This window comes from Bosea sp. 685 (assembly GCF_031884435.1).
Classification (GTDB): domain Bacteria; phylum Pseudomonadota; class Alphaproteobacteria; order Rhizobiales; family Beijerinckiaceae; genus Allobosea.
This window is the reverse complement of sequence record NZ_CP134779.1, coordinates 4501880-4525269: the sequence shown is the minus strand read 5'-3', so window position 1 is coordinate 4525269 and position 23390 is coordinate 4501880. Positions and strand designations below refer to the sequence as shown.

Annotated in this window: 20 protein-coding genes; 8 read left to right on the top strand and 12 right to left on the bottom strand. The window is 66.3% G+C overall.

Translation table 11 applies throughout. The features are described 5' to 3' along the window. Positions 1–26: 26 nt before the first annotated feature. Together RMR04_RS22245 and RMR04_RS22240 are read left to right on the top strand one after the other, a co-directional pair. Positions 27–1016: a magnesium transporter CorA family protein gene (locus RMR04_RS22245; protein ID WP_311910591.1), complete on the top strand. Its 990-nt coding sequence runs from the start codon at positions 27–29 to the stop codon at positions 1014–1016. A gap of 323 nt (positions 1017–1339) precedes the next feature. Continuing rightward, a complete protein-coding gene (locus RMR04_RS22240; RefSeq protein WP_311910590.1) occupies positions 1340–1825 on the top strand; it encodes a hypothetical protein in 486 nt (161 codons plus the stop codon). A gap of 352 nt (positions 1826–2177) precedes the next feature. Here the strand turns inward: RMR04_RS22240 and RMR04_RS22235 are convergent, their stop codons facing one another. After that, positions 2178–3224, bottom strand: a complete 1047-nt coding sequence (locus RMR04_RS22235) for a cysteine synthase A (protein ID WP_311910587.1) — start codon at positions 3222–3224, stop codon at positions 2178–2180. A gap of 143 nt (positions 3225–3367) precedes the next feature. Here RMR04_RS22235 and RMR04_RS22230 point away from each other — a divergent pair, with 143 nt between their 5' ends. After that, positions 3368–4606 (top strand): class I SAM-dependent RNA methyltransferase, encoded by a 1239-nt coding sequence (locus RMR04_RS22230; protein WP_311910586.1) that lies wholly within the window; start codon positions 3368–3370, stop codon positions 4604–4606. Positions 4607–4620: 14 nt separating this feature from the next. Beyond that, positions 4621–6027: an FAD-binding oxidoreductase gene (locus RMR04_RS22225; protein ID WP_311910584.1), complete on the top strand. Its 1407-nt coding sequence runs from the start codon at positions 4621–4623 to the stop codon at positions 6025–6027. Between the two features lie 235 nt (positions 6028–6262). Here the strand turns inward: RMR04_RS22225 and RMR04_RS22220 are convergent, their stop codons facing one another. From RMR04_RS22220 to RMR04_RS22195, 6 genes are all read right to left on the bottom strand, one after another. Then, positions 6263–7444 (bottom strand): MalY/PatB family protein, encoded by a 1182-nt coding sequence (locus RMR04_RS22220; RefSeq protein WP_311910583.1) that lies wholly within the window; start codon positions 7442–7444, stop codon positions 6263–6265. Between the two features lie 768 nt (positions 7445–8212). Next, the gene (locus RMR04_RS22215) at positions 8213–9013 is read right to left on the bottom strand and encodes a hypothetical protein (RefSeq protein ID WP_311910582.1); all 801 of its coding nucleotides are present in this window, start codon (positions 9011–9013) and stop codon (positions 8213–8215) included. Between the two features lie 245 nt (positions 9014–9258). Beyond that, complete coding sequence (locus tag RMR04_RS22210; protein ID WP_311910581.1) at positions 9259–9561, bottom strand: HigA family addiction module antitoxin; 303 nt, start codon at positions 9559–9561, stop codon at positions 9259–9261. After that, complete coding sequence (locus RMR04_RS22205) at positions 9561–9848, bottom strand: type II toxin-antitoxin system RelE/ParE family toxin (protein ID WP_311910579.1); 288 nt, start codon at positions 9846–9848, stop codon at positions 9561–9563. Before RMR04_RS22205 ends, RMR04_RS22210 begins: the two co-directional genes overlap by 1 nt. Positions 9849–9910: 62 nt before the next feature. Next, positions 9911–11518: a gamma-glutamyltransferase family protein gene (locus RMR04_RS22200; protein WP_311910578.1), complete on the bottom strand. Its 1608-nt coding sequence runs from the start codon at positions 11516–11518 to the stop codon at positions 9911–9913. Positions 11519–11733: 215 nt separating this feature from the next. Beyond that, positions 11734–12498: an SOS response-associated peptidase gene (locus RMR04_RS22195; protein ID WP_311910577.1), complete on the bottom strand. Its 765-nt coding sequence runs from the start codon at positions 12496–12498 to the stop codon at positions 11734–11736. A gap of 89 nt (positions 12499–12587) precedes the next feature. On the opposite strand from RMR04_RS22195, the gene RMR04_RS22190 reads away from it, so the two are divergent. Continuing rightward, positions 12588–13088, top strand: coding sequence for a hypothetical protein (locus RMR04_RS22190; RefSeq protein ID WP_311910576.1), 501 nt, complete (start codon positions 12588–12590; stop codon positions 13086–13088). Positions 13089–13380: 292 nt separating this feature from the next. Here the strand turns inward: RMR04_RS22190 and RMR04_RS22185 are convergent, their stop codons facing one another. Next, a complete protein-coding gene (locus RMR04_RS22185) occupies positions 13381–14106 on the bottom strand; it encodes a TlyA family RNA methyltransferase (RefSeq protein ID WP_311915907.1) in 726 nt (241 codons plus the stop codon). A 19-nt stretch (positions 14107–14125) separates the two neighbouring features. Then, positions 14126–16039: a 1-deoxy-D-xylulose-5-phosphate synthase gene (dxs, locus tag RMR04_RS22180; RefSeq protein ID WP_311910575.1), complete on the bottom strand. Its 1914-nt coding sequence runs from the start codon at positions 16037–16039 to the stop codon at positions 14126–14128. A gap of 181 nt (positions 16040–16220) precedes the next feature. Between dxs and RMR04_RS22175 the strand changes: the two genes are divergently transcribed. The 3 genes from RMR04_RS22175 (at position 16221) to RMR04_RS22165 (ending at position 20865) form a co-directional block, all read left to right on the top strand. Then, the gene (locus RMR04_RS22175; RefSeq protein WP_311910574.1) at positions 16221–17870 is read left to right on the top strand and encodes an ABC transporter substrate-binding protein; all 1650 of its coding nucleotides are present in this window, start codon (positions 16221–16223) and stop codon (positions 17868–17870) included. A 4-nt stretch (positions 17871–17874) separates the two neighbouring features. Continuing rightward, positions 17875–19287, top strand: coding sequence for an amidase (locus RMR04_RS22170; RefSeq protein WP_311910573.1), 1413 nt, complete (start codon positions 17875–17877; stop codon positions 19285–19287). Positions 19288–19620: 333 nt separating this feature from the next. Then, a complete protein-coding gene (locus RMR04_RS22165; protein ID WP_311910571.1) occupies positions 19621–20865 on the top strand; it encodes an MFS transporter in 1245 nt (414 codons plus the stop codon). Here the strand turns inward: RMR04_RS22165 and RMR04_RS22160 are convergent. The 3 genes from RMR04_RS22160 to RMR04_RS22150 all read right to left on the bottom strand — a co-directional run bounded on the left by RMR04_RS22160 (position 20860) and on the right by RMR04_RS22150 (position 23370). Next, on the bottom strand, positions 20860–21762 hold the full coding sequence (locus tag RMR04_RS22160; protein ID WP_311910570.1) for a DMT family transporter: 903 nt from the start codon (positions 21760–21762) through the stop codon (positions 20860–20862). The genes RMR04_RS22165 and RMR04_RS22160 overlap by 6 nt on opposite strands. 43 nt (positions 21763–21805) lie before the next feature. Further along, positions 21806–22726 carry a pirin family protein gene (locus RMR04_RS22155; RefSeq protein WP_311910569.1) on the bottom strand — a complete coding sequence of 307 codons (921 nt, stop codon included), beginning with the start codon at positions 22724–22726 and terminating at the stop codon, positions 21806–21808. 83 nt (positions 22727–22809) lie between these two features. Then, entirely contained in the window at positions 22810–23370 is a 561-nt protein-coding gene (locus RMR04_RS22150; RefSeq protein WP_311910568.1) for an NAD(P)H-dependent oxidoreductase, read from the bottom strand. Positions 23371–23390 lie beyond the last annotated feature (20 nt).

The following is a 23390-nucleotide window of genomic DNA, read 5'->3' as shown; positions in this document are numbered from 1 at the left end:
CTCGCCGCAGCTGAAAGTCGCCTGCCATGCTCCTGATTCACAATATCTGCGCCGACCATGGCGACCGCCTGGTCCACCGTACATTGACGGCGGACGAGCCGATCCCGAAGGGCGCGGTCTGGATCGATCTGCTCAAGCCGACATCGCTCGAGGACAAGAAGATCGAGGCCCATCTCGGCATCTCGATCCCGACCCGGGAGGAGATGCACGACCTCGAGCCCTCCGAGATCATCTATACCGAGAACGGCGCGCATTACATGACGGCGCGGGTCATCTGCCAGTCGGAGACCGATGTCCCCAAGCTCGCCGACGTCACCTTCATCCTGACCGAGGCGGCGCTGGTCACGGTGCGCTATGACGAGCCGGGCGCCTTCGGCATCTTCCTCAACCGCGCGACCAAGCCCGATGGCTGCGGCATGGAGCCCGCTGCCGTGCTGGAAGGGCTGATCGAGGCGATCGTCGACCGCGCCGCCGAGGTCCTGCGCGGCGTCGGCGACAGGATCGACGCCCGCTCGCGGCAGATTTTTGACGGCAAGAGCTCAGACGTCGAGCAGGGCGGCGCCTATCAGGCCGTGATCCGCAAGATCGGGCAATACGAGCACCTCATCTCCAATGTGCGCGAGAGCATGGTCTCGGTGGAGCGCGTGCTGCTCTTCCTCTCGGCCAATTTCAAGCGTTCTAAGAAATCGGCCAGCGCGATCACGCCGGAATGGCGCTCAGCGATCCGCGACGTCCAGGCGATCGAGGAACACGCGACCTTCATCTCCAGCAAGCTGCAATTCATGCTCGATGCGACGCTCGGCCTCGTCGGGCTGGAGCAGAACAAGATCATCAAGCTGTTCTCGGTCGTCGCGGTGGTGCTGATGCCGCCGACCCTGATCGCCTCGATCTACGGCATGAACTTCAAGGCGATGCCGGAGCTCGAATGGGCCCATGGCTACCCGATGGCGCTGGCGATGATGGTCGTCTTCGCCATCCTGCCCTATCTGTTCTTCCGCTGGAAGAAGTGGCTGTAGCCGGCACCGCTGATACGCGAACGCGGTCTTTTCAGGGGCCGTTTATGCTCGTAACCACCGCGTCATCCTGGGCATAGCGAAGCGGAGGCCCGGGATCCATCGTAGGGAACTGCGCTCTACGATGGATCCCGGATCTGCGCGGCTTCGCCGCTTGTCCAGGATGACGCGGTGGTTCCGAGCCAGGACAGCCACGCAAGCAGCGTCCTCTCAAAGATTCGTGTTGACGCCGGCCAGGCGTGAGCTTGTGCCCACGCGCTTGCATGGCAAGCGTTGCCGCAGCTTCGCGCGCTGTGGCGGAAGCCAAGAACGATTCGGACGACTCCATGAGAATGCTTCTGGCCGCGGCCGCTCTGTTGAGCCTGCTCGCGACGAACGCCTATGCCCGCAATTTCGCGGTCCCGGACAAGGATCCGGCTGTGACGATCACGGTGCCCGATAGCTGGGAGACCGAGGCGATCACCTATGGCTATTCCGCCCAGTCTCCGGACAAGGACATCTTCTTCTCCGTCGAGTTCGCCAGCGCCCGGGATGTCGGCAAGATGATCGACAACAACGCGGCCTGGATGAAGGAAAACAACATCAAGGATGTGCCGCCCCAGAAGGTGGAAACGCCCTTCAACGGCATTCCGGCGACGATCTTCCAGTTCGAGACGAGCGACGACAACGGCCCGACCACCGTCGAGCTCATCCTGCTGCCGGCCGGCAAGAACCGCGTGATCATGCTGACGCTCTGGGGCTCGGACGCGGAACGCACCAAGCATGGCGCGGCGATCGACACGATCATGAGCAGCGTCAAGGCGATCCAGTAATCAGGTGCTGGCGGGCAGGTTGCTGGTTGGAGAGCGTGTCGAGTTCAGCCGTCATCCTGGGCGGCCGTAGGCCGTCCCGGGAACCGAGCCGGAACGCGGTGTTTGCCACCGGGGATCCAACGGCTTCCCGCCCGCACCAATCATGACACCAATCAAACACACAGGGATCCATCGGAGGGCGTCATTCTCGGGCGGAGCGAAGCGCAGACCCGAGAATCTCGATCCTGAAGAGGCATCGGTAAAGGCAGTTGCCTTATCACGAGATGGTCGGGTCAAGCCCGACCATGACGCGTCTGGGCTCCCGGCGCTTCGCTTGGAGTGACAGCGGGGTTTGGAGCGAAAACGCCCGCCGCTATCCGAGCACGCGCGCCATCACATCCTTCAGGCCTGCATCGCCCCGCTCCAGCCAACCCGGTGTCGGCAGGCCCTTCGAGCGCAGGAAATCGGGGTTGAACAGCTTCGACTGATAGCGCGTGCCGTAATCGCAGAGGATGGTCACGATGGTGTGGCCAGGCCCCATCTGCTTGCCCAGCCGGATCGCGCCGGCGACATTGATGCCCGAGGAGCCGCCCAGGCAAAGGCCCTCATGCTCGAGCAGGTCGAAGACGACGGGTACCGCTTCGCTGTCGGGGATCTGGAAGGAGACGTCGATGGGTGCGCCCTCCAGGTTTTTGGTGATCCGGCCCTGGCCGATGCCCTCGGTGATCGAGGATCCCTCAGATTTGAGCTCGCCGGTGGTGTAGAAGGAATGCAGCGCAGCCCCGAGCGGATCGGCGAGGCCGATCGTGATCTTCGGGTTGAAGCCCTTCAGCGCGATGCCGACGCCGGCCAGCGTGCCGCCTGAGCCGACGGCGCAGATGAAGCCGTCGACCTTGCCCTCCGTCTGCGCCCAGATCTCCGGGCCGGTCGTCTCGATATGGCCCTGGCGGTTGGCGGTATTGTCGAACTGGTTCGCCCAGATCGCGCCATTGGGCTCGGTCTTCGCCAACTCCTCGGCGAGGCGGCCCGAGACCTTCACATAATTGTTGGGATTGACGTAGCCGACGGCGGGAACCTCGACCAGCGTCGCGCCGGCCAGCCGCAGCATGTCCTTCTTTTCCTGGCTCTGCGTCTCCGGGATCACGATCACCGAGCGGTAGCCGAGCGCATTGCCGACAAGCGCGATGCCGATGCCGGTATTGCCCGCCGTGCCCTCGACGATGACGCCGCCCGGCCGCAATGTGCCGCGCCGTTCCGCGTCGCGGATGATGGCGAGCGCGGCGCGGTCCTTGACCGACTGGCCGGGGTTCATGAACTCGGCCTTGCCGAGGATGGTGCAGCCGGTTTCGGCCGAGGCGCGCTTCAGTTTGATCAGCGGCGTATTGCCGATGGCCTCGATGACGCCGTCGCGGATGCTCATGTCGCGATTTCCCTGTTTGCCTCCGACCTGATAGGCGAAAGCGATGCTCAGGTCACCACGGGCCGGCTCGCTCGGACAAGGTTGAAAGAATGCTCGCCGGAAGGAAGCCGCAGGAGAAGGAAAGCGCCGCAGGAGGGCTGGCGATGAACGAAACGCTTCTCATCGACCATCTCGGCCAGAAGGGCGACGGCGTGGCGAGGACCGCTGCCGGGCCGGTTTTCGTGCCCTATGCACTGCCGGACGAGACCGTGCGCGTCGTCCGCGACGGTGATCGCGGCCAGCTCGTCGAGATCATCGCTCCCGCCGCATCCCGCATCGCCGCGATCTGCCCGCTCTTCACCCACTGCGGCGGCTGCGCGGCGCAGCATATGGATGAGGGCCTCTACAAGGCCTGGAAGCGCCAGCAGGTCGTCACCACGCTTGAGCGCGCCGGTGTCACGGCGCCGGTCGCCGATCTGGTCGATGCCCATGGCGCGGGCCGCCGCCGCGTCACCTTCCACGCCAGGCGCGAAGGGCTCGGTATGATGGTCGGTTTCATGGCGGCGCGCAGCCATGATCTCGTCGCGGTCGAAGCCTGCCCGGTCCTGGCGCTCGGCCTGGCGCGGGCTCCGGCTGTCGCGCAATTGCTGGCGAACCGGCTCGGCGGCTCCAACAAGCCGCTCGATTTGCAGATCACCGCCTCGGATACCGGGCTCGATGTCGATATTCGCGGCCATGGCCCGGCCGGCGACAAGCTCCGGCTTTCGTTGACCGAGGCCGCCGAGCGCCTCGATCTGGCCAGGCTGTCGATGCATGGCGAGATCATCGTCGAACGTCGTTCCCCGCTCCAGACAATGGGCAAGGCGATGGTGGCGCCCGCTCCCGGCGGCTTCCTGCAGGCGACCGCCTTGGGCGAGGAGACGATCGCGGAGCTGGTCGTCTCAAGCCTGCCCAAGGCCAAGCGCGTCGCCGATCTCTTCGCCGGTTGCGGCCCTTTCAGCTTCCGCCTCGCAGGGAAGGCGCAGGTCCATGCCGTCGAGAGCGAGAAGGCGGCGATCCTGGCCCTGACGCGCGCGGCCGGCGCGACGCAAGGGCTCAAGCGGATCACCTCGGAAATCCGCGACCTGTTCCGGCGGCCCTTGCTGGAGCATGAACTCAACGCCTTCGACGCGGTGGTGCTCGATCCGCCGCGCGCCGGCGCCGAGGCGCAGGCACGCAGGCTTGCCGCCTCGAAGGTTGCGAGCGTCGTCTATGTCTCCTGCGATGTCGGCAGCTTTGCCCGCGACGCCGCGATCCTGATCGCGGGGGGATATGCGCTGGAGGGCGTCACGCCCATCGATCAGTTCCGCTATTCAGCCCATATCGAACTCGTCGGCCTGTTCAGGCGCGCCGGCAAGCGTTGAAGCCTGGAGACCTCATGAGCAGCGAAATCCTGGACCAGATGTCGGCGATCGTCGGCGCGAAGAACGTCATCACCGACGCCGACGCGATGGTGCCTTATCTCAAGGAATGGCGTGATCTGTTCCGCGGCAAGGCGCAGGCCATCGTCCGGCCCGGCTCGACCGAAGAGGTCGTGGCGCTGGTCAAGCTTGCGGCTGCTACGGGCACGACGCTCGTGCCCCAGGGCGGCAATACCGGTCTCGTCGGCGGCCAGATCCCGGTGGCCGAGGGCCGCGAGATCATCCTCTCGCTGCAGCGCATGGACAGGATTCGCGCCGTCGACCCCGACAGCGACACCATGACCGTCGAGGCTGGGCTGACGCTGCAGAAGGCGCAGGAAGCGGCCGAGGCGGCGGGCCGGCTCTTCCCGCTCTCGCTGGCGTCGGAAGGCAGTTGCACCATCGGCGGCAATCTCTCGACCAATGCCGGCGGCACGGCGGTGCTGGCCTATGGCAATGCCCGCGAGCTCTGCATGGGGCTCGAGGTCGTGCTCGCCGATGGCCGGGTCTGGAACGGCCTGCGCCAGCTCCGCAAGGACAACACCGGCTACGACCTGAAGAACCTCTTCATCGGGGCGGAAGGCACGCTCGGCATCATCACGGCCGCCGTCTTGAAGCTCTTTCCGCTGCCCGCCGCACGCGCCACGGCCTTCCTCGCTGTGCCCTCGCCCGACGAGGCGCTGGCGCTGCTCAACGCCGCCAAGGCCGGGGCCGGCGGCACGCTGACGACCTTCGAGATCCTCTCCCGCACTGGGCTCGATTTCGTGCTGCGCCATGCTTCCGGCGCGCGCGACCCGCTCTCGGAGCCTTCGCCCTGGTATGTGCTGATGGAGGTCTGCGCCCAGTCCGCCACGGGGCTCGACGAGGCGGTCGAGGCCTTCCTCGGCGATGCGCTGGAAAAGGGTCTCGTCACGGACGCCGCGCTCGCCGGCTCGCTCAACCAGCGCAATGATTTCTGGAAGCTGCGCGAGATGCTCTCCGAGGTGCAGACCTATGAGGGCGGCTCGATCAAGCACGACGTCTCGGTGCCGCTGCACGCGGTGCCGGCCTTCATCGCCCGCGCCTCGGAGGCTGTCACGGCGATGGTGCCCGGCTGCCGCCCGGTGCCCTTCGGCCATCTGGGCGACGGCAACATCCACTTCAACGTCAGCCAGCCGGTGGGCGCCGACAAGCAGGCCTTCATCGACCGCTGGAGCGAGGTCAACCAGGCCGTCCACGCCATCGTCAGCGAGATGCACGGCTCGATCTCGGCCGAACACGGCATCGGCCGCCTCAAGCGCGACCTGCTGCCGGGCGTCAAGGACCCGGTCGAACTCGCCTTGATGAAGACGCTGAAGGCAACGCTGGACCCGCAGGGGATCCTGAACCCGGGGGCTGTGGTTTAGGGGGAAGGGTTTTCCGCGCTCTTCGCCGCTGCCGCGACGCCTCTTCCCTTCTCCCGGATGGGAGAAGGTGGCGCGGAGCGCCGGATGAGGGTGTGCCGCCCAACTAGAAAGCGCAACGGCTCCGTCGAACCCCCATAATCAGCGGCAGGCCCTCATCCTTGCCCTTCTCCCATCCGGGAGAAGGGTTCCCCGCGCACTTCTCGTCATGTCCGGAGGGATGTGCCAGCCACCGCCCTTATTGCAAATCGGCAAACGCGTCCTGCAGGCGCTCGACGGCTTCAGCGACGACGGCGCGCGGGGTTGCGAGGTTGAAGCGCAGGTAATTGTCGCCACCGAGGCCGAAGCTCGCGCCGTGATTGGCGGCGATTTTTGCCTGCTTCTCGACGCGGGCGATGAATTCGGCCGGGGCCATGCCGGTCCCGGTAAAATCGACCCAGCCGAGATAGGTCGCTTCCAGCGCCATCGAGCTCAGGCCGGGAATGCCGCTGACGCCCTCGTCGAAGAGGCGCCGGTTGCCGTCGAGATAGGCAACCAGCGCATCGACCCAGGCCGCGCCTTCGGGGCTGTAGGCGGCCGTTGCCATGGCCATGCCGAAGGAGTTCGGGGAGATGCCGAGCGCATTCATCCGCGCCTGGAAGGGGCCGCGTAGCGCCTCATCGGGAATGATGACGTTGCCGATATGGCTGCCGGCGATGTTGAAGGTCTTGGTCGTCGCCGTCATCATCACCAGCCGGTCCGAGATATCGGGCGCGGCGAGCGGCATGACTGTGTGGCGCTGCCCCGGCATGACCAGATCGTGGTGGATCTCGTCCGAGACGAGGATGAGGTCGTGGCGCTTGCAGAAATCGGCGATGGCGCGCAATTCCTCCGATGTCCAGACGCGCCCGCCCGGATTATGCGGCGAGCACAGGATCAGCATGCGCTCGGCTCCGGTCATGCGCGCATCCCAGCCGGGAATGTCGAGGACATAGCGACCATCCGCGAGCGCAAGCGGGCATTCGACCACGCGCCGGCCGGCAGCAGTGATGATGCGGGCGAAGGCGTGGTAGACCGGCGTCATCAGCACGACGCCGTCGCCGGGCTTGCTATAGGCCTCGACGCAGAGCGCGGTGCCGTTGACCAAACCATGCGTGGTGAAGATCGCCTGCGGCTCGACCTCCCAGCCATGGCGGTTTTTCATCCACCAGCGGATGGCGTCGCGATAGCTCCGGTCATCGCCGAAATAGCCGTAGACGCCGTGGCCGGCCATCGCCTCGACCGCCGCCTGCACGCAGGCCGGCGGCTGGAAATCCATATCGGCCACCCACATGGCGATGCCGTCGGAGGCCGCCACGCCGAAATTCGCCTCCATCATGTCCCATTTCGCCGAATGCGTGCCGCGGCGGTCTATCGGCAAGTCGAAATTCAGTGTGGTCATGATGGATTCCGGAGAAGAATTTATGCGGATTGGCCGTATTGGCGATTATAAAATTCTATTCAAGCGATGGTGTGTAGACAGTTTATCTAGATGACGTGTGCGGAGTCACCTGCCCGGCGGCTGAAGCGGGCGGGGCGGGGGCATGTCGGAGACGCAGGGCGTCGCGCGGGGAGGGGCGGCGGGAACCGCAACGCTTTCTTCCCTTCTCCCGCATCAAAGTCGGCTGTTGCCGACTTTGACACTTTGGGCTGCCCATCTCGGGCAAGCCCGAGATGGGCCGGAGAAGGTGGCGCGGAGCGCCGGATGAGGGTGTGCCCTCTCAAGTAGAAGGCGCAGCGGCTCCGTTGCGCGCCCATAATCAGCGCCACACCCTCATCCCTGCCCTTCTCCCATCCGGGAGAAGGGTTCCCCGCGTCCTTTCCGCCATGGTCGGGCTTGTCTCGACCATCCACGTCTTCATCCGGGTTCAGCAGGCGCAAGCCCTGAACGGGCCTCTCCATTCACACCGCAAGACGTGGATGGGCGCGACAAGGGCGACCATGACGGGGAGGGAAATAGCAGGCGGAGTTGGCGCTGATGAAGTCGCTCAAGGTGACATTCGACCTGCAGGGGATGTTGAATCCGGGGCGGTAATTTAAGTGGGAGGGACGGACAGACGGCTTGCTGCCCATCAGGGGCGTCTAGAGTGACGCTGGACAGCAATAGGTGCCATATCGCAAGGTATTTTAAATAAAGAAAAATTAACCTTTGGGTGAGGGGAAGGTTTTTCTACGCGACTGCGCGTGCAGACGCCTTTCCGAGTTTCTGGCACAGCACTATGAAGTCTCGGTAGTTGGACGCTACCTCTGGCATGCGGAACTCAACCTTGCTGCCGTCTGGGTGATAGGTGTTTTGGTCATTGGTCCCGCTCCAGAATGTCCCGAGCTGACATGCGTCGATGAAAACATGCGGGCTGATGCCAGGCGCGGGGCTCTCGGACACAATTCTGCCTATGCTGGAGCCGACCATTTGAGACCAACCGGTTGGCCCTGATTGCATTCCGGCTAACATTGCAGATGAGTCGAACTTAAAAAATTCAGCGACTCCGCTTTCGTAACGCTCAATGTTTGAGCCGCTTCCTATGTGACAAACACTTAGGCCCTTGCCCATGTGCACGGGGATGAAGTCCGGCCAATTAAACTTGGTAACGTATACTCTTTGAAATCCCGAGGCTCCCATATTTTCATTAGGCGAAACGCCTACCATTATAATTTGCGAGCCGCTGCTTTGCTCCATACTTGGGGAATCATCGAACAATCGGGCAGCTATCGGCGACCAATTTTCGGCCACCCAATCAGGTTGCCAAGCTGCATTGTTGGGAAGGTCGGGAACATTCAGAAAATCCTGAAGGCTGCCGATAAGACGCAGCCCGATATCCACAGAACCCGCGAATCCAGCCAGAATATAAGGGGCGACGCGGTAAGATTTGCGGAGCAGATCAGCTTCAGTTCCATCTCCGAACGAGATGCGAACGTCCGAAATCATTAGGCCGTGGCCCAGGATAGATGATGCGCCGATTACCCATGTCATTGATCGACTTTAGCTCGAATCGTCTGCTCTGTCGCACAGTCAGGGTTCTTGAAGACCACTTTGATCGCTGCACCAACTAAAAATTCGTCTCCGCTTGTTCTGGGCGCAATGGATGCAGTGCAATGGCTTGAGCAGACACCGTTGGTCCAAACTGCGAAGAGCAGAGTTTCCGCCAAAGCATATTTGCCCTGGAGATGGCGCGGCCTTCTCGATTCATGCCCTATCCGGTCCAGTGCATCTCTCTCTCACGCCGCCGCCGCGACCCGCTCTACCTTGATATCCTTCTCATGCGCCCGCGCCTTGGCGAGGTCGTGCGCGGCCTGCATCCGCAGCATCGTGTCGGCGCGCAGGCCGAAGGCCTTCTCGAAGCGGATCGCCATTTCTGCCGACAGGCCGGCATTACCGTTCAGCAGGTTGCTCATGGCCTGACGGGTCACGCCCAGCTTCTCGGCCGCGACGGTGACGCTGAGGCCATGCGGCGCGACGATCTCGGTCCTGAGCCATTCGCCGGGATGGACGGCGAAGCTCGGGTGAAGCTTGATGGCCATCAGTGATAATCCTCCAGGTCCATGTCCTCGATCGCGACAGCTTCGTTGATCCGAAGGGTCATTCGCCAGTTCTTCGTCACGGTGAGCGACCAGACGCCGTCCCGATCGCCCGTCAGAATATGGGCTCCGTAGTTCGGCGGGACTTTCAGCTCTTCTACGGTCTCGATCGCGGTCAGATAGGCCAGCATGTTCCGGAGCCGCCCGACGAGGTTGCCGGGTAGCCCCTTGGCGTTGCCTGTCTCCGCGAAATTCCGGAGCGCCTTATGTCTGATGCTCTCGATATCCACACGGATCAGGTAGTCCGCGGCGCGTCATGTGTCAAGTGTCACTTGACGCTGGTTCCGCTCCCTCACACCGCCACGACATACCCATCCCGCCGCGGATCAGCCGCCCCGGTCATCACCCCCGTCGCGGGATCGCGCGCGACCGCCTGCATGCCGCCGCAGCGCATCGTCCAGCCGACATCGAAGGCCTCGATCGCGTGGCCACGGCGCTGCAGTTCGGCGATCGTCTCCGGCGCGATGCGGTTTTCGGCCTGGATGAAGCGGCCGTCCCAGAGCCTGGCGCGCGGCGCCTCGATCGCCTCCTGCAAGGGCAGGGCGAAGTCGAGATATTGCACCATCGCCTGCGCTTGCGTCTGCATGATGCCGTAGCTGCCAGGCGTGCCGAGCGCGAGCACTGGCTTGCCGTCCCTCGTCGAGATGCTCGGCGACATGCACATCGGCAGTTCCGAGCCGGCTCGGGAGCGGTTGGGGCTGCCGGTCTGGACGTCGGCCCAGTAGAGGAAGTTGTTGAGGCAAAGCCCCGTGCCCGGCACCACGATGCCGCTGCCGAAGGGCGCGCCCAGGCTGTTGGTGATGCAGATCAGGTTGCCCTCGCTGTCGCCGACCGAAAACGAGGTGGTGTGGGCCGGGTCCTCACCGTCCTGCGGCGTCCATTGCTCGGTCGGGCCGGTCACCGGTTGGCCGTTGCGCACCCGCGCCCGCAAGCGTTCGACGAAGGTATCCGAGAGGATCTCGGTGAGTTTTTCGGGCGAGGGGTTGTTGTGGGCGATGCGGATGCCGGCCGCGAGCCGGATGGCGCGGTAGACCAGATCGAGATGCTCCGGCCCATCCTTGGGCAGGCTGCCGAGATCGAAGCCCTCGAGAATTCGCAGGGATAGCAGGAACTGGAAGGCCTCGCAGGTCGGCGGCGGCACATGGATGTCCAGGCCGCGATAGGAGGCGCTCAGCGGCTCGCGCCAGCGTGGGGCGACCGCGGCGAGATCGGCCATCGTCATCGTGCCGCCGAGCGCGGCGAGATGCGCGACGATGCGCTCGCCGAGCGCGCCGCGATAGAGATGCTCGGGGCCGTTCGCCGCGATCTCGGAGAGGGTGCGCGCGAGGTCGGGCTGGCGCAGCAGCGTGCCGAGCTTCACCGGGCCGCCATCGGGCAGATAGGCCTGGGCGAAGGCCGGATAGAGCTCGGGCCAGGCCTGGAGCAACGGTGCCTGCTCGTTGAACTCGTCAACGCCGAACTCGGCGAGCGGGAAGCCGCCTTGCGCGAGCGCGATGGCCGGAGCCAGGATGTCGCTCAGCGGCTTGCGGCCGTATTGCGCGGCGATCTCGCACCAGCCGGCGAGGTTGCCCGGCATGGCGACCGAGAGCGCGCCGCGTTCCAGGTCGGAGCGCTTGCTGAAGCGCTCGGCCGGGAAGCTCGCCTGGATCGGCGGCACGAAATCGAGCACCCGGATGCGGCTCTCGGCCGCGACCCACATCGTCGCCGAGCCCATGCCGAACAGGCTCGACATGAAGGGCTCGACCACGTTGAGCGCCGCTGCCGTCGCGGCGATGGCATCAAAGGCGTTGCCGCCCTGGGCGAGCAGGCGCGCGCCGGCCTGCGCTGCCAGGGGATGGGCGGCGGCGACCATGCCGTGGCGGGAGCTCATCGTCGGGCGGCGGCCATGCATACGCGTCATCCTCTTCGTCACTGCCGGCTATCGGCTCTAAGTGCTCGGAAACTCCAGCCCTCATCCTGAGGAGCCGCGTCAGCGGCGTCTCGAAGGATGCTCCAGATGGTTCCGGAGCCTTCTGGAGCATCCTTCGAGACGCCATTCCCAACGGAATGGCTCCTCAGGATGAGGGCTCAGAAGATTTCCAAACAGCTCTCGGCGATCAGATCACAATTCGCGTCCTAGAACAGGCTGCCTTGCCCCTCGTTTTCGGGGTTGCGGGTCGCCTTGCGCGCATGGCGCGCAGGCGCTGGGGCGGGCGCGACGGTCGAGGCGTCGAACGGCTCCTGGACCTGCGGGCCGTCATTGACGACCTTGTTCACGGCGGTGCCGATGCGCACCATCTCCAGCAGGTCCTCCGGCGGAGGCTTGAGCAGCGTCGCGGCTTCGTCAGGCGTGGCGGCGGGGTCGAGCCAGGCGTCGTAGTCGCGGGGGTCGAGGATCACCGGGCAGCGGTCATGGATCGCCGACATCAGGCCATTGGCCGGGCCGTTGACCAGGGCGACGGTGTCGATCTCCGAGCCGTCGGGCGAATGCCAGGTCTCCCAAAGCGCCGCAAACGCGAACAGGGCGCGATCGGGCCGGCGGAACAGAAAGGCGTGGTTCTCCGATTGGCGGCCCTGGCCGGTGCGGTGCCATTCATAGAAGCCATCGGCCGGCATCAGGCAGCGCCGGCGGATGAAGGCCGCGCGGAAGGAGGGTTTTTCGCGCGCGCTTTCGCCCCGGACATTGATCACCAGCGGGAAGCTCTTCAGATCCTTGACCCAGCCGGGGATGAAGCCCCAGCGCATCAGGATGAACTGGCGCACGCCCCCGTCCAGCCGCACCACGGGCACGGGCTGCGTCGGCGCGATGTTGTAGCGCGGCGGGAAGTTCGGCCGCTCGCCATAGGCGAACAGCTTCTGCATCGCCTCGGGGGGCAGGGTGATGGCGTAGCGGCCGCACATGGGCTGACAGATGTGGCGAGTGCGGCAGGCGCGATCAACACTTTATTTGTCTTTGAACACGCATAGTCCCCGCATTCTCGGGGCTCTGGATGACCGTCTCTGCGATGCGAGCGCCGGCTGCTGCCGAGGATGACGGGCCGGACATAGCGGCCCAGCCCCATCTGTCGACCGACTATCTCAACCGCTACGGCGAAGCGCTGATGCTGATCGAGATGGCGCCGATGGATCTCGGTATCCTCGACGATCTCAAGGATTGGCGCGTCGTCGGTTATCGCGGGCATTTCGAGGCGTCGCAATTGCGCTGCGCTGCTTCGGCGCTCTCGGCATATGAGGCGCTCGATCCCGCGCGCCGCCACGCCTTCGAAGAGCTCTGCCGCACCATGAACCGGCTGATCGCGACGGTGACCGCGCTGCTGGGAGATCTGCGGGACGAACGGGAAGCGCCGGTCGTCGTCGAGGTCGCCAGCGAAGCGCTGCGCAGCCTGATCGGCCGCGCGACCCGGTTCATCAACGCCAACGGGCAGGTCGATCTCGGCGGCATCGATACGCGCAGCCTCCAGAGCGAGATCGACGCGCTGTTTTCGCGCTGACCCGTCCCTGCTGCTAGACCTCTGGATTGCTTCGGCACGCTCGCAATGGCGGTTCAAGCCATATCGACGGTGTGCCGGAGCCTGCTGTCTTTGCTCGGAAGCACGCCGTCATCCTGGGCGAAGCGAAGCTTCGGCCCGGGATCCATCGTAGGGAACTGCGCTCTACGATGGATCCCGGAGCTGCGCCGCTGCGCGGCTTGTCCAGGATGACGGCGTGTTTCCGAGCATAAGCAGCATACCCTATCACGCGCATTCCTCATGCGGACCGGTATCCACTTCGCTCGAAAACGCTCTAGCCGCGCTTGCCGCCGATCAGGAATTCGCGGTTGCCGTCGCCGCCTTCGATAGGGGAGGGCGTGAGCCCCACGATCGCGAAGCCGAGCGCTTCCAGCGCGGCGGTGATCTCGGCGCAGACGCGCTCATGCACGGCCTCGTCGCGCACGACGCCCTTCTTCAGCGCCGCCCGGCCGGCCTCGAATTGCGGCTTGATCAGTGCTGCGATCCCGGCCTCGGGAGCCAGCAGCGCCGCGACCGCGGGCAGGACGAGCTTGAGTGAGATGAAGCTGACATCGATGACCGCCAGCGCAGGCGGCCCCAGTAGGTCCGAGGGCGCGAGCTTGCGCACATCCTGCCCCTCCAGGCTGCGCACGCGGGGATGGCCGCGCAGCGAGGCGTGGAACTGCTCGCGGCCGACATCGACGGCGGTGACATGGGCGGCGCCGCGCTTCAGCAGGACGTCGGTGAAGCCGCCGGTCGAGGCGCCGACATCGAGGCAGATGCGGCCTTTGGGATCGAAGCCGAAGGCGTCGAGCGCCGCTGCGAGCTTGAGGCCGCCGCGCGAGACGTAAGGGTGGGGCGCTTCCGCCGTGACCTGCGCATTCGAAGCCAGCATCACTGATGCCTTGCGGACGACCGCGCCATCCGCCGTGACGAGCCCAGCCGCGATGGCGGCCTGGGCCCGCGCCCGGCTCTCGAAGATGCCGCGCTCGACGAGCAGCTGGTCGGCCCGGGTCTTCATGACGGCGCGCGAAACGCGCTCAGGCACGCTTGATCGCGCTCGGGACGCCGAGCGCGCCTTCTACGGTGCGCACGATGCCCGCCGCGTCGAGCCCGGCCTGGGCGTACATCGCCTCGGGCTTGTCCTGGTCCTGGAAAATGTCGGGCAGGGTCAGGGTCCGGACCTTGAGCCCGCCATCGAGCATGCCGTTGCGCGCCAAGAGATGCAGCACATGGCTGCCGAAGCCGCCGATCGAGCCTTCCTCGACCGTGACCAGGATCTCGTGCTCGCGGGCGAGCCGCAGGATCAGCGCCTCGTCGAGCGGCTTTGCGAAGCGCGCATCGACGACGCTGGTCGAAAGCCCGCGCTGGCCGAGCTGCTCGGCCGCCATCAGGCATTCCGCCAGCCTTGTGCCGAGCGAGAGCAGCGCGACGCGTGTACCCTCGCGCACCACGCGGCCGCGGCCGATCTCCAAGGGTACGCCGATCTGCGGGATCTCGACGCCGACGCCCTCGCCGCGCGGATAGCGCAGGGCGATCGGGCCTTCGTCGAAGGCGGCCGCTGTCGCGACCATATGAGTCAGTTCGGCCTCATCCGCGGCAGCCATCACCACCATGTCGGGCAGGCAGGCGAGATAGGCGATGTCGAAAGCGCCCGCATGGGTCGCGCCATCCGCGCCGACGAGGCCAGCACGGTCGAGCGCGAAGCGAACCGGCAGCTTCTGGATCGCGACGTCATGCACGACCTGGTCATAGGCGCGCTGCAGGAAGGTCGAGTAGATCGCGCAGAACGGCTTGTAGCCTTCCGTGGCGAGCCCGGCTGCGAAGGTCACCGCATGCTGCTCGGCGATGCCGACATCGAAGGTCCGGCCCGGGAATTCCTTGGCGAAGGCGTCGAGCCCGGTGCCCGAAGGCATGGCGGCGGTCACGGCGACGATCTTGTCGTCCTCGCGCGCGGCCTTGATCAGCGCGTTGCCGAAGACGGCGGTGTAGCTCGGCGCATTGGCCGGGGCCTTGGCCTGCTGGCCCGTGACCGGATCGAACTTGACCACGCCGTGATATTTGTCGGCGCTGGCTTCGGCGGGGGCATAACCCTTGCCCTTCTGCGTCACGACATGGACGAGGATCGGGCCGTTGCCGGCGTCGCGCACATTGCGCAGCACGGGCAGGAGATGGTCGAGATTATGCCCGTCGATCGGCCCGACATAGTAGAAGCCGAGTTCCTCGAACAGCGTGCCGCCGGTCCAGAACCCGCGCGCATATTCTTCCGTGCGCTTGGCCTTGTCGTGGAAGAAGCGCGGCAGCTTCTCGGCCAGATGCTTGGCGACCTCGCGCAGCGAGCGATAGGTCCGGCCCGAGACGAGCCTGGCGAGATAGGCCGACATCGCGCCCACTGGCGGGGCAATCGACATGTCGTTGTCGTTCAGGATGACGACGAGGCGCGAGCCGAGCGCGCCGGCATTGTTCATCGCCTCATAGGCCATGCCGGCCGACATCGCGCCGTCGCCGATCACGGCGATGACATTGTTGGGCTTGCCCGCGAGATCGCGCGCCACCGCCATGCCGAGCCCGGCCGAGATCGAGGTCGAGGAATGCGCCGCGCCGAAAGGATCGTATTCGCTCTCGGAGCGCTTGGTGAAGCCCGACAGGCCGCCGGGCTGGCGCAGCGTCCGGATGCGCTCGCGCCGGCCGGTCAGGATCTTGTGCGGATAGGCCTGGTGGCCGACATCCCAGATCAGCCGGTCATCGGGCGTATTGAAGACGTGATGCAGCGCGACCGTGAGCTCGACCACGCCGAGCCCCGCGCCGAGATGGCCACCGGTGACGGAGACCGCGTCGATCGTCTCCAGCCGCAATTCATCGGCGAGCTGGCGCAATTCGCTCTCGGGGAGCTTGCGCAGATCCTGAGGCGTCTGAACGCGGTCGAGCAGCGGGGTGAAGGGGCGCTTGGTCACGGGTTCCGGTCTATCGCATCGGTGCGGGGCGGCACAAGGGCGTCGGGGCGCGGCAGATATGCACTTGCGGAGGCCAGTGTCCTTGTCTTGCCGGAATGCCGCTGGCCTGCAAATTGCGATCAGCGGGTTCGAGCTTCGGGTTCGAGCTTCCCCTGCGATAGCCGCCACTCAAGGAGACGATATGCCGGAAAGCCGTTTTGGTTGGTCATCGATCGCAGCCCTTGCCCGTTTGAAACCGGCCTTGCGCGGCGCGCTCGCCGGCATCGGCTGCGCTCTGCTCGTTCCGCAAGCGGCCACGGCCCAGACTTTGCGCATCGCGATGACCGCCTCGGACATCCCGACCACCACCGGCATGCCCAATAACGGCTTCGAGGGCATGCGTTTCCTCGGCTACCCGGTCTTCGAGAGCCTGGTGCTCTGGGACCTGACCACGACCGACCGGCTGGCGCCGCTGCGTCCGGGCCTGGCCGAGCGTTGGGAGCAGGCGCCCGACGACCCCAAGACCTGGATCTTCCATCTGCGCCGCGGCGTGACCTTCCATGACGGCACCGCCTTCGATGCCGATGCGGTGATCTGGAACCTGGAGCGCTATTTCAACAAGGACGCCCCGCAATTCGAGCCGCCGGCGGCCGGCATCGTGCGGGCGCGCGCGCCGATCACGACCGGCTATCGCAAGCTCGACGCCATGACGGTGGCGATCACTACCGCAAGCCCGGCCTCCTATTATCCTTATATGGCGGCGCTGATCCTGCTGTCCTCACCGGCCTCCTTCGAAAAGGCGGGGCGCGACTGGGCCAAGGTCGGGCTGGTCGGGTCGGCCGGAACCGGGCCTTTCCGGATCGGCAGCGTCGCGCCGCGTGAGCGGGTCGAGCTGATCCGCAATGATGGCTATTGGGATGCAGCCAAGAAAGCCAAGATCGAGAAGGTCGTGCTGCAGCCGATCCCGGAGGCGAATGCGCGGCTCGCCGCCTTGCGCACCGGCCAGGTCGACTGGATCGAGGTTCCGCCCGCCGACGGCATCCCCTCGCTGAAGCAGGCCGGCTTTGCGATCGTCACCGGCTCCTACCCGCATGTCTGGCCGTGGTTCTACAGCATCGGCGCGACCAACAGCCCGTTCAAGGACGTCAAGGTCCGCCAGGCGCTGAACTACTGCATCGACCGCGCCGGCATCGTCGAACTGCTCAACGGCACGGCCGAGCCCGCGGTTGGCTGGCTCAAGGCGAATGATCCGGGTTTCGGCAAGCCGGTGAACCGCTACGGCTTCGACCCCGCCAAGGGCAAGGCCCTGCTGGCGGAGGCCGGCTACTCCGCGCAGAAGCCGCTCTCCTTCAAGGTGATGATCTCGACCTCGGGCTCCGGCCAGATGTCGCCGCTGCCGATGAACGAGTTCCTGCAGGCCAATCTCAAGGAGGCCTGCGGCGTCAATGTCGAGTTCGTCGTCTCGGAATGGCAGGTGCTGCTGAACAATATGCGCGCCTTGCCGGACGCGCCGGCCCTGAACGGTTCGCTGAGCCTGAACATCAGCTCGCCCTCCTCGGATGTCAGCGTGATGGCGCGCTATTTCGCGGCCGCCGGCGCGCCGCCCAACGGCTTCAACTTCGCGCAGTGGAAGGACGACGCTTTTGAGGCGGCCTTCGCGAAACTGGCCGCCACGACAGATCCGAAGGTGGTGGCCGAGCAGACCGCCATCGCCCATGAGCGGCTCGTCGATAATCCGCCCTGGCTCTATATCGTCCACGATCTCAACCCGCGTGCGATGTCGGGCAAGGTCAAGGGCTTCGTCTCCCCGCAATCCTGGTTCGTCGACCTGACCCTCGTGAGCATGCAGTGATCCCATGAACGACGTCTCGCGCCACCTCACCGATCTCGCCTTCCTGCCGGCCCATGTGCTGGCCCGCGAGATCGCCGCCAAAAGACTGTCGCCAGTCGATGTCGTCGATGCGTTCCTGAAGCGCATCGACAGATTCGAGCCGAAACTCAAATCCTTCGTCGCCGTCTACGGCATGGACGCCAGGCTGGCGGCCGAGGCCGCCGACAAGGCGATCCGCTCCGGCCATGCTGTGGGCCCGCTCCATGGCGTGCCGGTGGCGCTGAAGGATCTGATCGAGCTGGAAGGCCGCATCACCACCGGCGGCTCGGCGAACTGGCGTACGCGCCGCTCGACCGTGACCGCGACGATCGCCAGGCGCATGATCGCGCAGGGTATGATCGTGCTCGGCAAGACCCATACCGTCGAGTTCGCCTTCGGCGGCTGGGGCACCAACCAGCATATGGGCACGCCCTGGAACCCCTGGGACCCCGAGCATGCGCGCACGCCCGGCGGCTCCAGCAACGGCTCGGGCGTGGCGGTGGCAGCGCGCCTCGCGCCCTGGGCGATCGGCACCGATACCGGCGGCTCGGTCAGGCTGCCGGCCTCCTTCTGCGGCCTGACCGGTCTCAAGCTCACCATCGGCCGGGCCTCGACCCATGGCATCCTGCCGCTCTCGACCTCGCTCGACACGCCGGGCCCGATGACGCGCGACGTCGAGGATGCGGCCCTGCTCTATAATGTGCTGCAGGGGCCGGACCCACTCGATCCCAATACGCGCGGCATCGCGGCCGTCGATCCGATGCCGACCCTGAAGCGTGGCGTGCGGGGCCTGCGGCTCGGGCGCATGCCCGATGCCGAGCGCGAGGGTTGTTCGGCCGAGGTGCTGGCGGCCTATGACCGCTCGCTCGAGACGCTGGCCGGGCTCGGCGCCGAGGTCGTCGACGTCGTCCTGCCCTTCACCTTCAGCGATTTCACCAGGGCGCAGGCGATCCTGGAGGCGGAGGCCTATTTCAACGATGGTGCAATGGCCGAGGACGCGGCTGTGACGATGGACGACGCCGTCAGGGCGCGCGTGCTGGTCGGCGGGCGGGTATCGGCCCAGGACTATCTCGCGACCAAGCGCCGGCAGGTCGAATGCAAGGCGCTGATGGCGGCGGCGATGGCGGGCGTCGACGCGCTGCTGACGCCGAGCACGGCGATGGCGGCGATCAGGCTCGACGAGGTCGACCAGGACCTGATGCCCTCGCGCTTCACCCGCTTCGGCAATTTCATGGAGATGTGCGCGCTCTCGCTGCCCAACGGCTTCACCGCCAGCGGCCTGCCGCTCTCCTTGCAGATCTGCTGCCCGGGCTATGAGGAAGCGATGGCGCTGCGCATCGGCTACGCGCTGCAGCGGGCGACGGACTATCACAAGCGCGTGCCGGCGATGGTGGCGTAGGAGGCGTCGACCTCTCCGTCATTCCGGGGCAGGCCGCAGGCCTGAGCCCGGAACCCATGAACACCACCTCATTCGTCATGGTCGGGCTTGTCCCGACCATCCACGCCTTCATCGATCGTGGCCTGTGTTCAAGACGTGGATGCTCGCCACAAGGGCGAGGATGACGAACTGGAGCAGCCTTGTGGTTCTGGGTTCCGGGCTCGCCCCTGCGGGGCGCCCCGGAATGACGGCGCGGTTCCAGGAAAAGGCGACCCTTCCTGAAGACAGGAAACGGGTGGGTTCGGCCCCGGCGATGGGCGAGCTTGCGATCTCCCGCAAGCAGGAATTACCCCCATGTCGTCGCCCGTCCCGATCGCGCTTCTCCTCGCCGGCGTCTCCTCGCAATTCGCCGACAAGCTGGCGCTCGACACGATTTCGCTGGCCGCGACGCAAGGCGGGGCGAGCCCGCGCCTGGTCGGCCTGCTGGTGGCGGCGCAATCGGCGGCCTGGTTGCTGGTCTCGCTGCCGGCCGGCGTCTTCGCCGATCGGATCGCGCCGCGCAGCCTTGTCATGCTCGGCGGCGGGCTGATGCTGGCGGGCTCGCTGTTGGGGGCAGGGCTGCTGGCGCTGGGTGTAGTCGGATGGCCCTTGGGCCTCTCGACCTTCATCGCGGCTTCGGGGCCGGTGGTGATCGCGCTGTCGATCTTCGTGCTGCTGCCGCGCATGGTCGCGGTGTCGACATTGCCGCGCGCCAATGGCCGGCTCGAACTCGGCCGCGCCTGCTTCAGTTTGGCTGCCCCGCTGATCGCCGGCTGGGCGGTGGCGCATGGCGTGGGTGCGCTCGGCCTTGTCATATGCGCGCTGGCAGGCCTCGTCGTGCTCACCGCCGCCACACGCTTGCCGGGAGACCGCCCGCCCGCCCAGCCGCGCCTGCCATTGCATCGCGCCATTGCCGAGGGCGGCGCTTTTGTGGCGCGCCATCCCTACCTCAGGCCGATCGCGCTCTGCGCCATCGGCTGGAACATGGCCTTCTTCGCCTTCCTCGCGATCGTCACGCCTTATGCAGCCCGCGTCCTGCTGCTGGCGCCCGAGACCATCGGCCTTGCCTCCTCGGTCTATGGCGCCGGTCTGATCGTGGGCGCGCTCAGCGGCCCCGTTCTGATCGCAAGGCTGCCGACCGGCCTCCTGCTCGTCTTCGGTCCGGCTTCGTCATTGCTCGGAGCGGGGGTGCTCGCGCTTGCTCCGGCTTCGCTCGGCTGGCCGGCGCTGGCGCTCGCTTTCTTCCTGTTCGGCTTCGGGCCGATCCTCTGGTTCATCACCCAGACCAGCTTGCGCCAGGCGGTGACGCCGCAGGCCCTGCTCGGCCGCGTCAGCGCGACGCTGACCACGGCGATGTACGGCATGCGGCCCGTCGGGGCGCTGGCGGGAGGTTTGGCCGGCGAGGCACTCGGCCTGCAGACGGCGATGCTGCTGCCGGTCGGGCTTTTCGCGCTTTCGACGCTGGCGATCCTGGCGTCGCGGATGCCTGGGCTGAAGGCTATGCCGGAGGACGAAATCGCCCCCATCGCAAACAAGGCCTGGCTTGCGGCCCGCTCATGAGCGGGCGGGGCGCGCTGCCAGCAGCACGCCCGCGACGATGATCGCGATCGAAACGCCTTCCGCCACCGCTGGTATCTCGCCCAGGAATAGGATGGCGAGGAGCGACGCGGCGACCGGCACCAGCGCGATCATCGCGGCCGCTGCCGCGGAGCCCAGCAAGGCCACGCCGCGATTGAAGCTGATTAGCGCGACGCTGCTCATCAGCACGCCCTGGTAGAAGCCCTGGACTACGATCTCGGCGGTCGGGGCCTGTCCGAGGCGGCTGATGCCGAGGATGAGATAGGCCGGCACGAAGATCACCGCCGACCAGAAGCAGATCAGCGCGGCCGATTGGATCGCGCTCAGGCCGCTGCGGCGCAGGAGCAGCGTGTAGCTCGCCCACATCGCTGCCGCGAGTGCGAGCAGGCCGAGCCCGAGCAGGCTCGGCGCGGCCTGCCCGCCATTCGCGGTCAGGACGAGGCCGCCAAGCCCAGCGGCGATGGCGGCATAGCCGGCGAGCCGGATCGTGCCGGGGCGCTCGCGCAGCAGCACCCAGCCCAGCAACCCGGCGAAGACCGGCATCAGCGCCGGCGTCACCGAGGCGGCGCGGGCGGCCGAGGTCATCTGCACACCGAGCGCGACCAGAATCGCGAAGGGCGCGCCCCAGAGCAGCGCGAACACGAAACCGTTGCGCCAGGCCCGGGGCGGCAAGCCGCGCAGCAGCACCGGGGCGAGCAGGATCCCGCCGATGCCGTAGCGCAGCGCGGTCAGGTCCCAGACACTGAGGGTGCGGGTGACGCTGAAGCGCGTGACGACGAACCAGCCGGAAAAGATCGAGACGCTGAGCCCGGCCCAGAGAAAGCCGCGCAGCCTCGATGAGCCCGGGTCGGGCGTGAGCAATTCGGGTTGCGATGACATGGCGGCTTTCGAGGGGGTGGGGTGGCTGCAGCCTGAGCTTCTCTCAACCCTCGGGCAGCGGAATGAACTCGGTCTCGTCTCCGGGCACGGTGTCGAAGCGGCCGGCCTTCCACTCCGCCTTGGCCTGGTCGATGCGCTCCTTCGAGGAGGAGACGAAGTTCCACCAGATATGGCGCGGCCCGTCCATGGGCTCGCCGCCGACGATCATCAGGCGGGTCTGGTCGACGGCGAGGATCGAGATGCGGTCGCCGGGCTTGAAGATCAGCAATTGGCCGGCGCCGAACTCGTCGCCGGCGATGTCGACCTTGCCGGTCACGATATAGATCGCGCGCTCGTCATAATCGGGGTCGAGCGGCAGGATCGCGCCGGGCGAGAGCACGGCCTCGGCATAGAGCGCCTCCCAGGGGAATTTCACCGGCGAGGTCTGGCCATAGGCCGAGCCCATGATCAGGCTGATGCGTTTTCCGCCCTCGACAATGCGCGGCAATTCGGGCGCGGCGTGATGGATGAACTCCGGGGCGGTCTCCTCATGTGTCTTGGGCAGCGCAAGCCAGGCCTGGATACCGTAGAGGCGCGGGCCGCTGGCGCGCGCCTCGAGGCCGGTGCGCTCGGAATGGACAATGCCGCGCCCGGCCGTCATCAGATTGACGGCGCCGGGCTTGATGGCGAGCGCGGTGCCGAGCGAGTCGCGATGCATGATCTCGCCGTCGAAGAGATAGGTCACCGTGGAGAGCCCGATATGCGGGTGCGGGCGCACGTCGAGCCCCTCGCCGAGATGGAATTCGGCCGGACCCATCTGGTCGAAGAAGATGAAAGGGCCGACCATCTTGCGCCCGATCGAGGGCAGAGCCCGCCTGACCGAGAAGCCGCCGAGATCGCGGGCGCGCGGCACGATGACCTGCTCGATCGCCTGGCAGGAGCGGGCATCGCCCAGGACGGGATCTTCGTCGGGTAGCTGGGACATGAGCATGGCTCCTTGCTTCGCCTGAATCTGACGGGATTGATCGGCTCCGGCAAGAGCGCTGGAAGCTGGGCAGCCCGGCATGCTCAGGCGGCCTCGCCCCGTTGCGCGGCAGCGGCAAGCCGCCCGAGCCGCGCGACATAGTGTTCGCCCGCTGCCTGCAGCGCCTCGTCATCGGCCTTGTGGGCATCGTAGATCAGGAAAGGCTCGGCCCATGCGAGGCCACAGCGATGCGCCGTCGCCCGCAGCGGCTTCAGCAGATCGCGCAGCGGGAAGAGGTTCGCGCCATCAGGCGCATACGCGTCGGGCACGTTGCCGGCGGTGGCCGCGACGAGCAGCGGCTTGCCGGCGAGCTTTGCGCCCTCCGCCTCATAGGCGATGTAGAACATCCGCGTCAGCACCGCGTCCTGCCAGGCCTTGAGTAGCGGTGGCGTCGCGTACCATTGCACTGGGAACTGGAAGACGATGCGATCGGCGGCGATGAGCCGGCGGACTTCCGCGTCGGTGTCGATGCGGCCATCGGGATAGAGCGCCTGCATGTCGACGATCTCGACATCGGACAGGGCGCCGGCCGCCTCGCACAGCGCCTTGTTGGCGCGCGAGCGCGCGAAATGCGGGTGGAACAGCAGGATCAGGGTCTTGGGCATGGCAACCTCCTTTGCGGTGA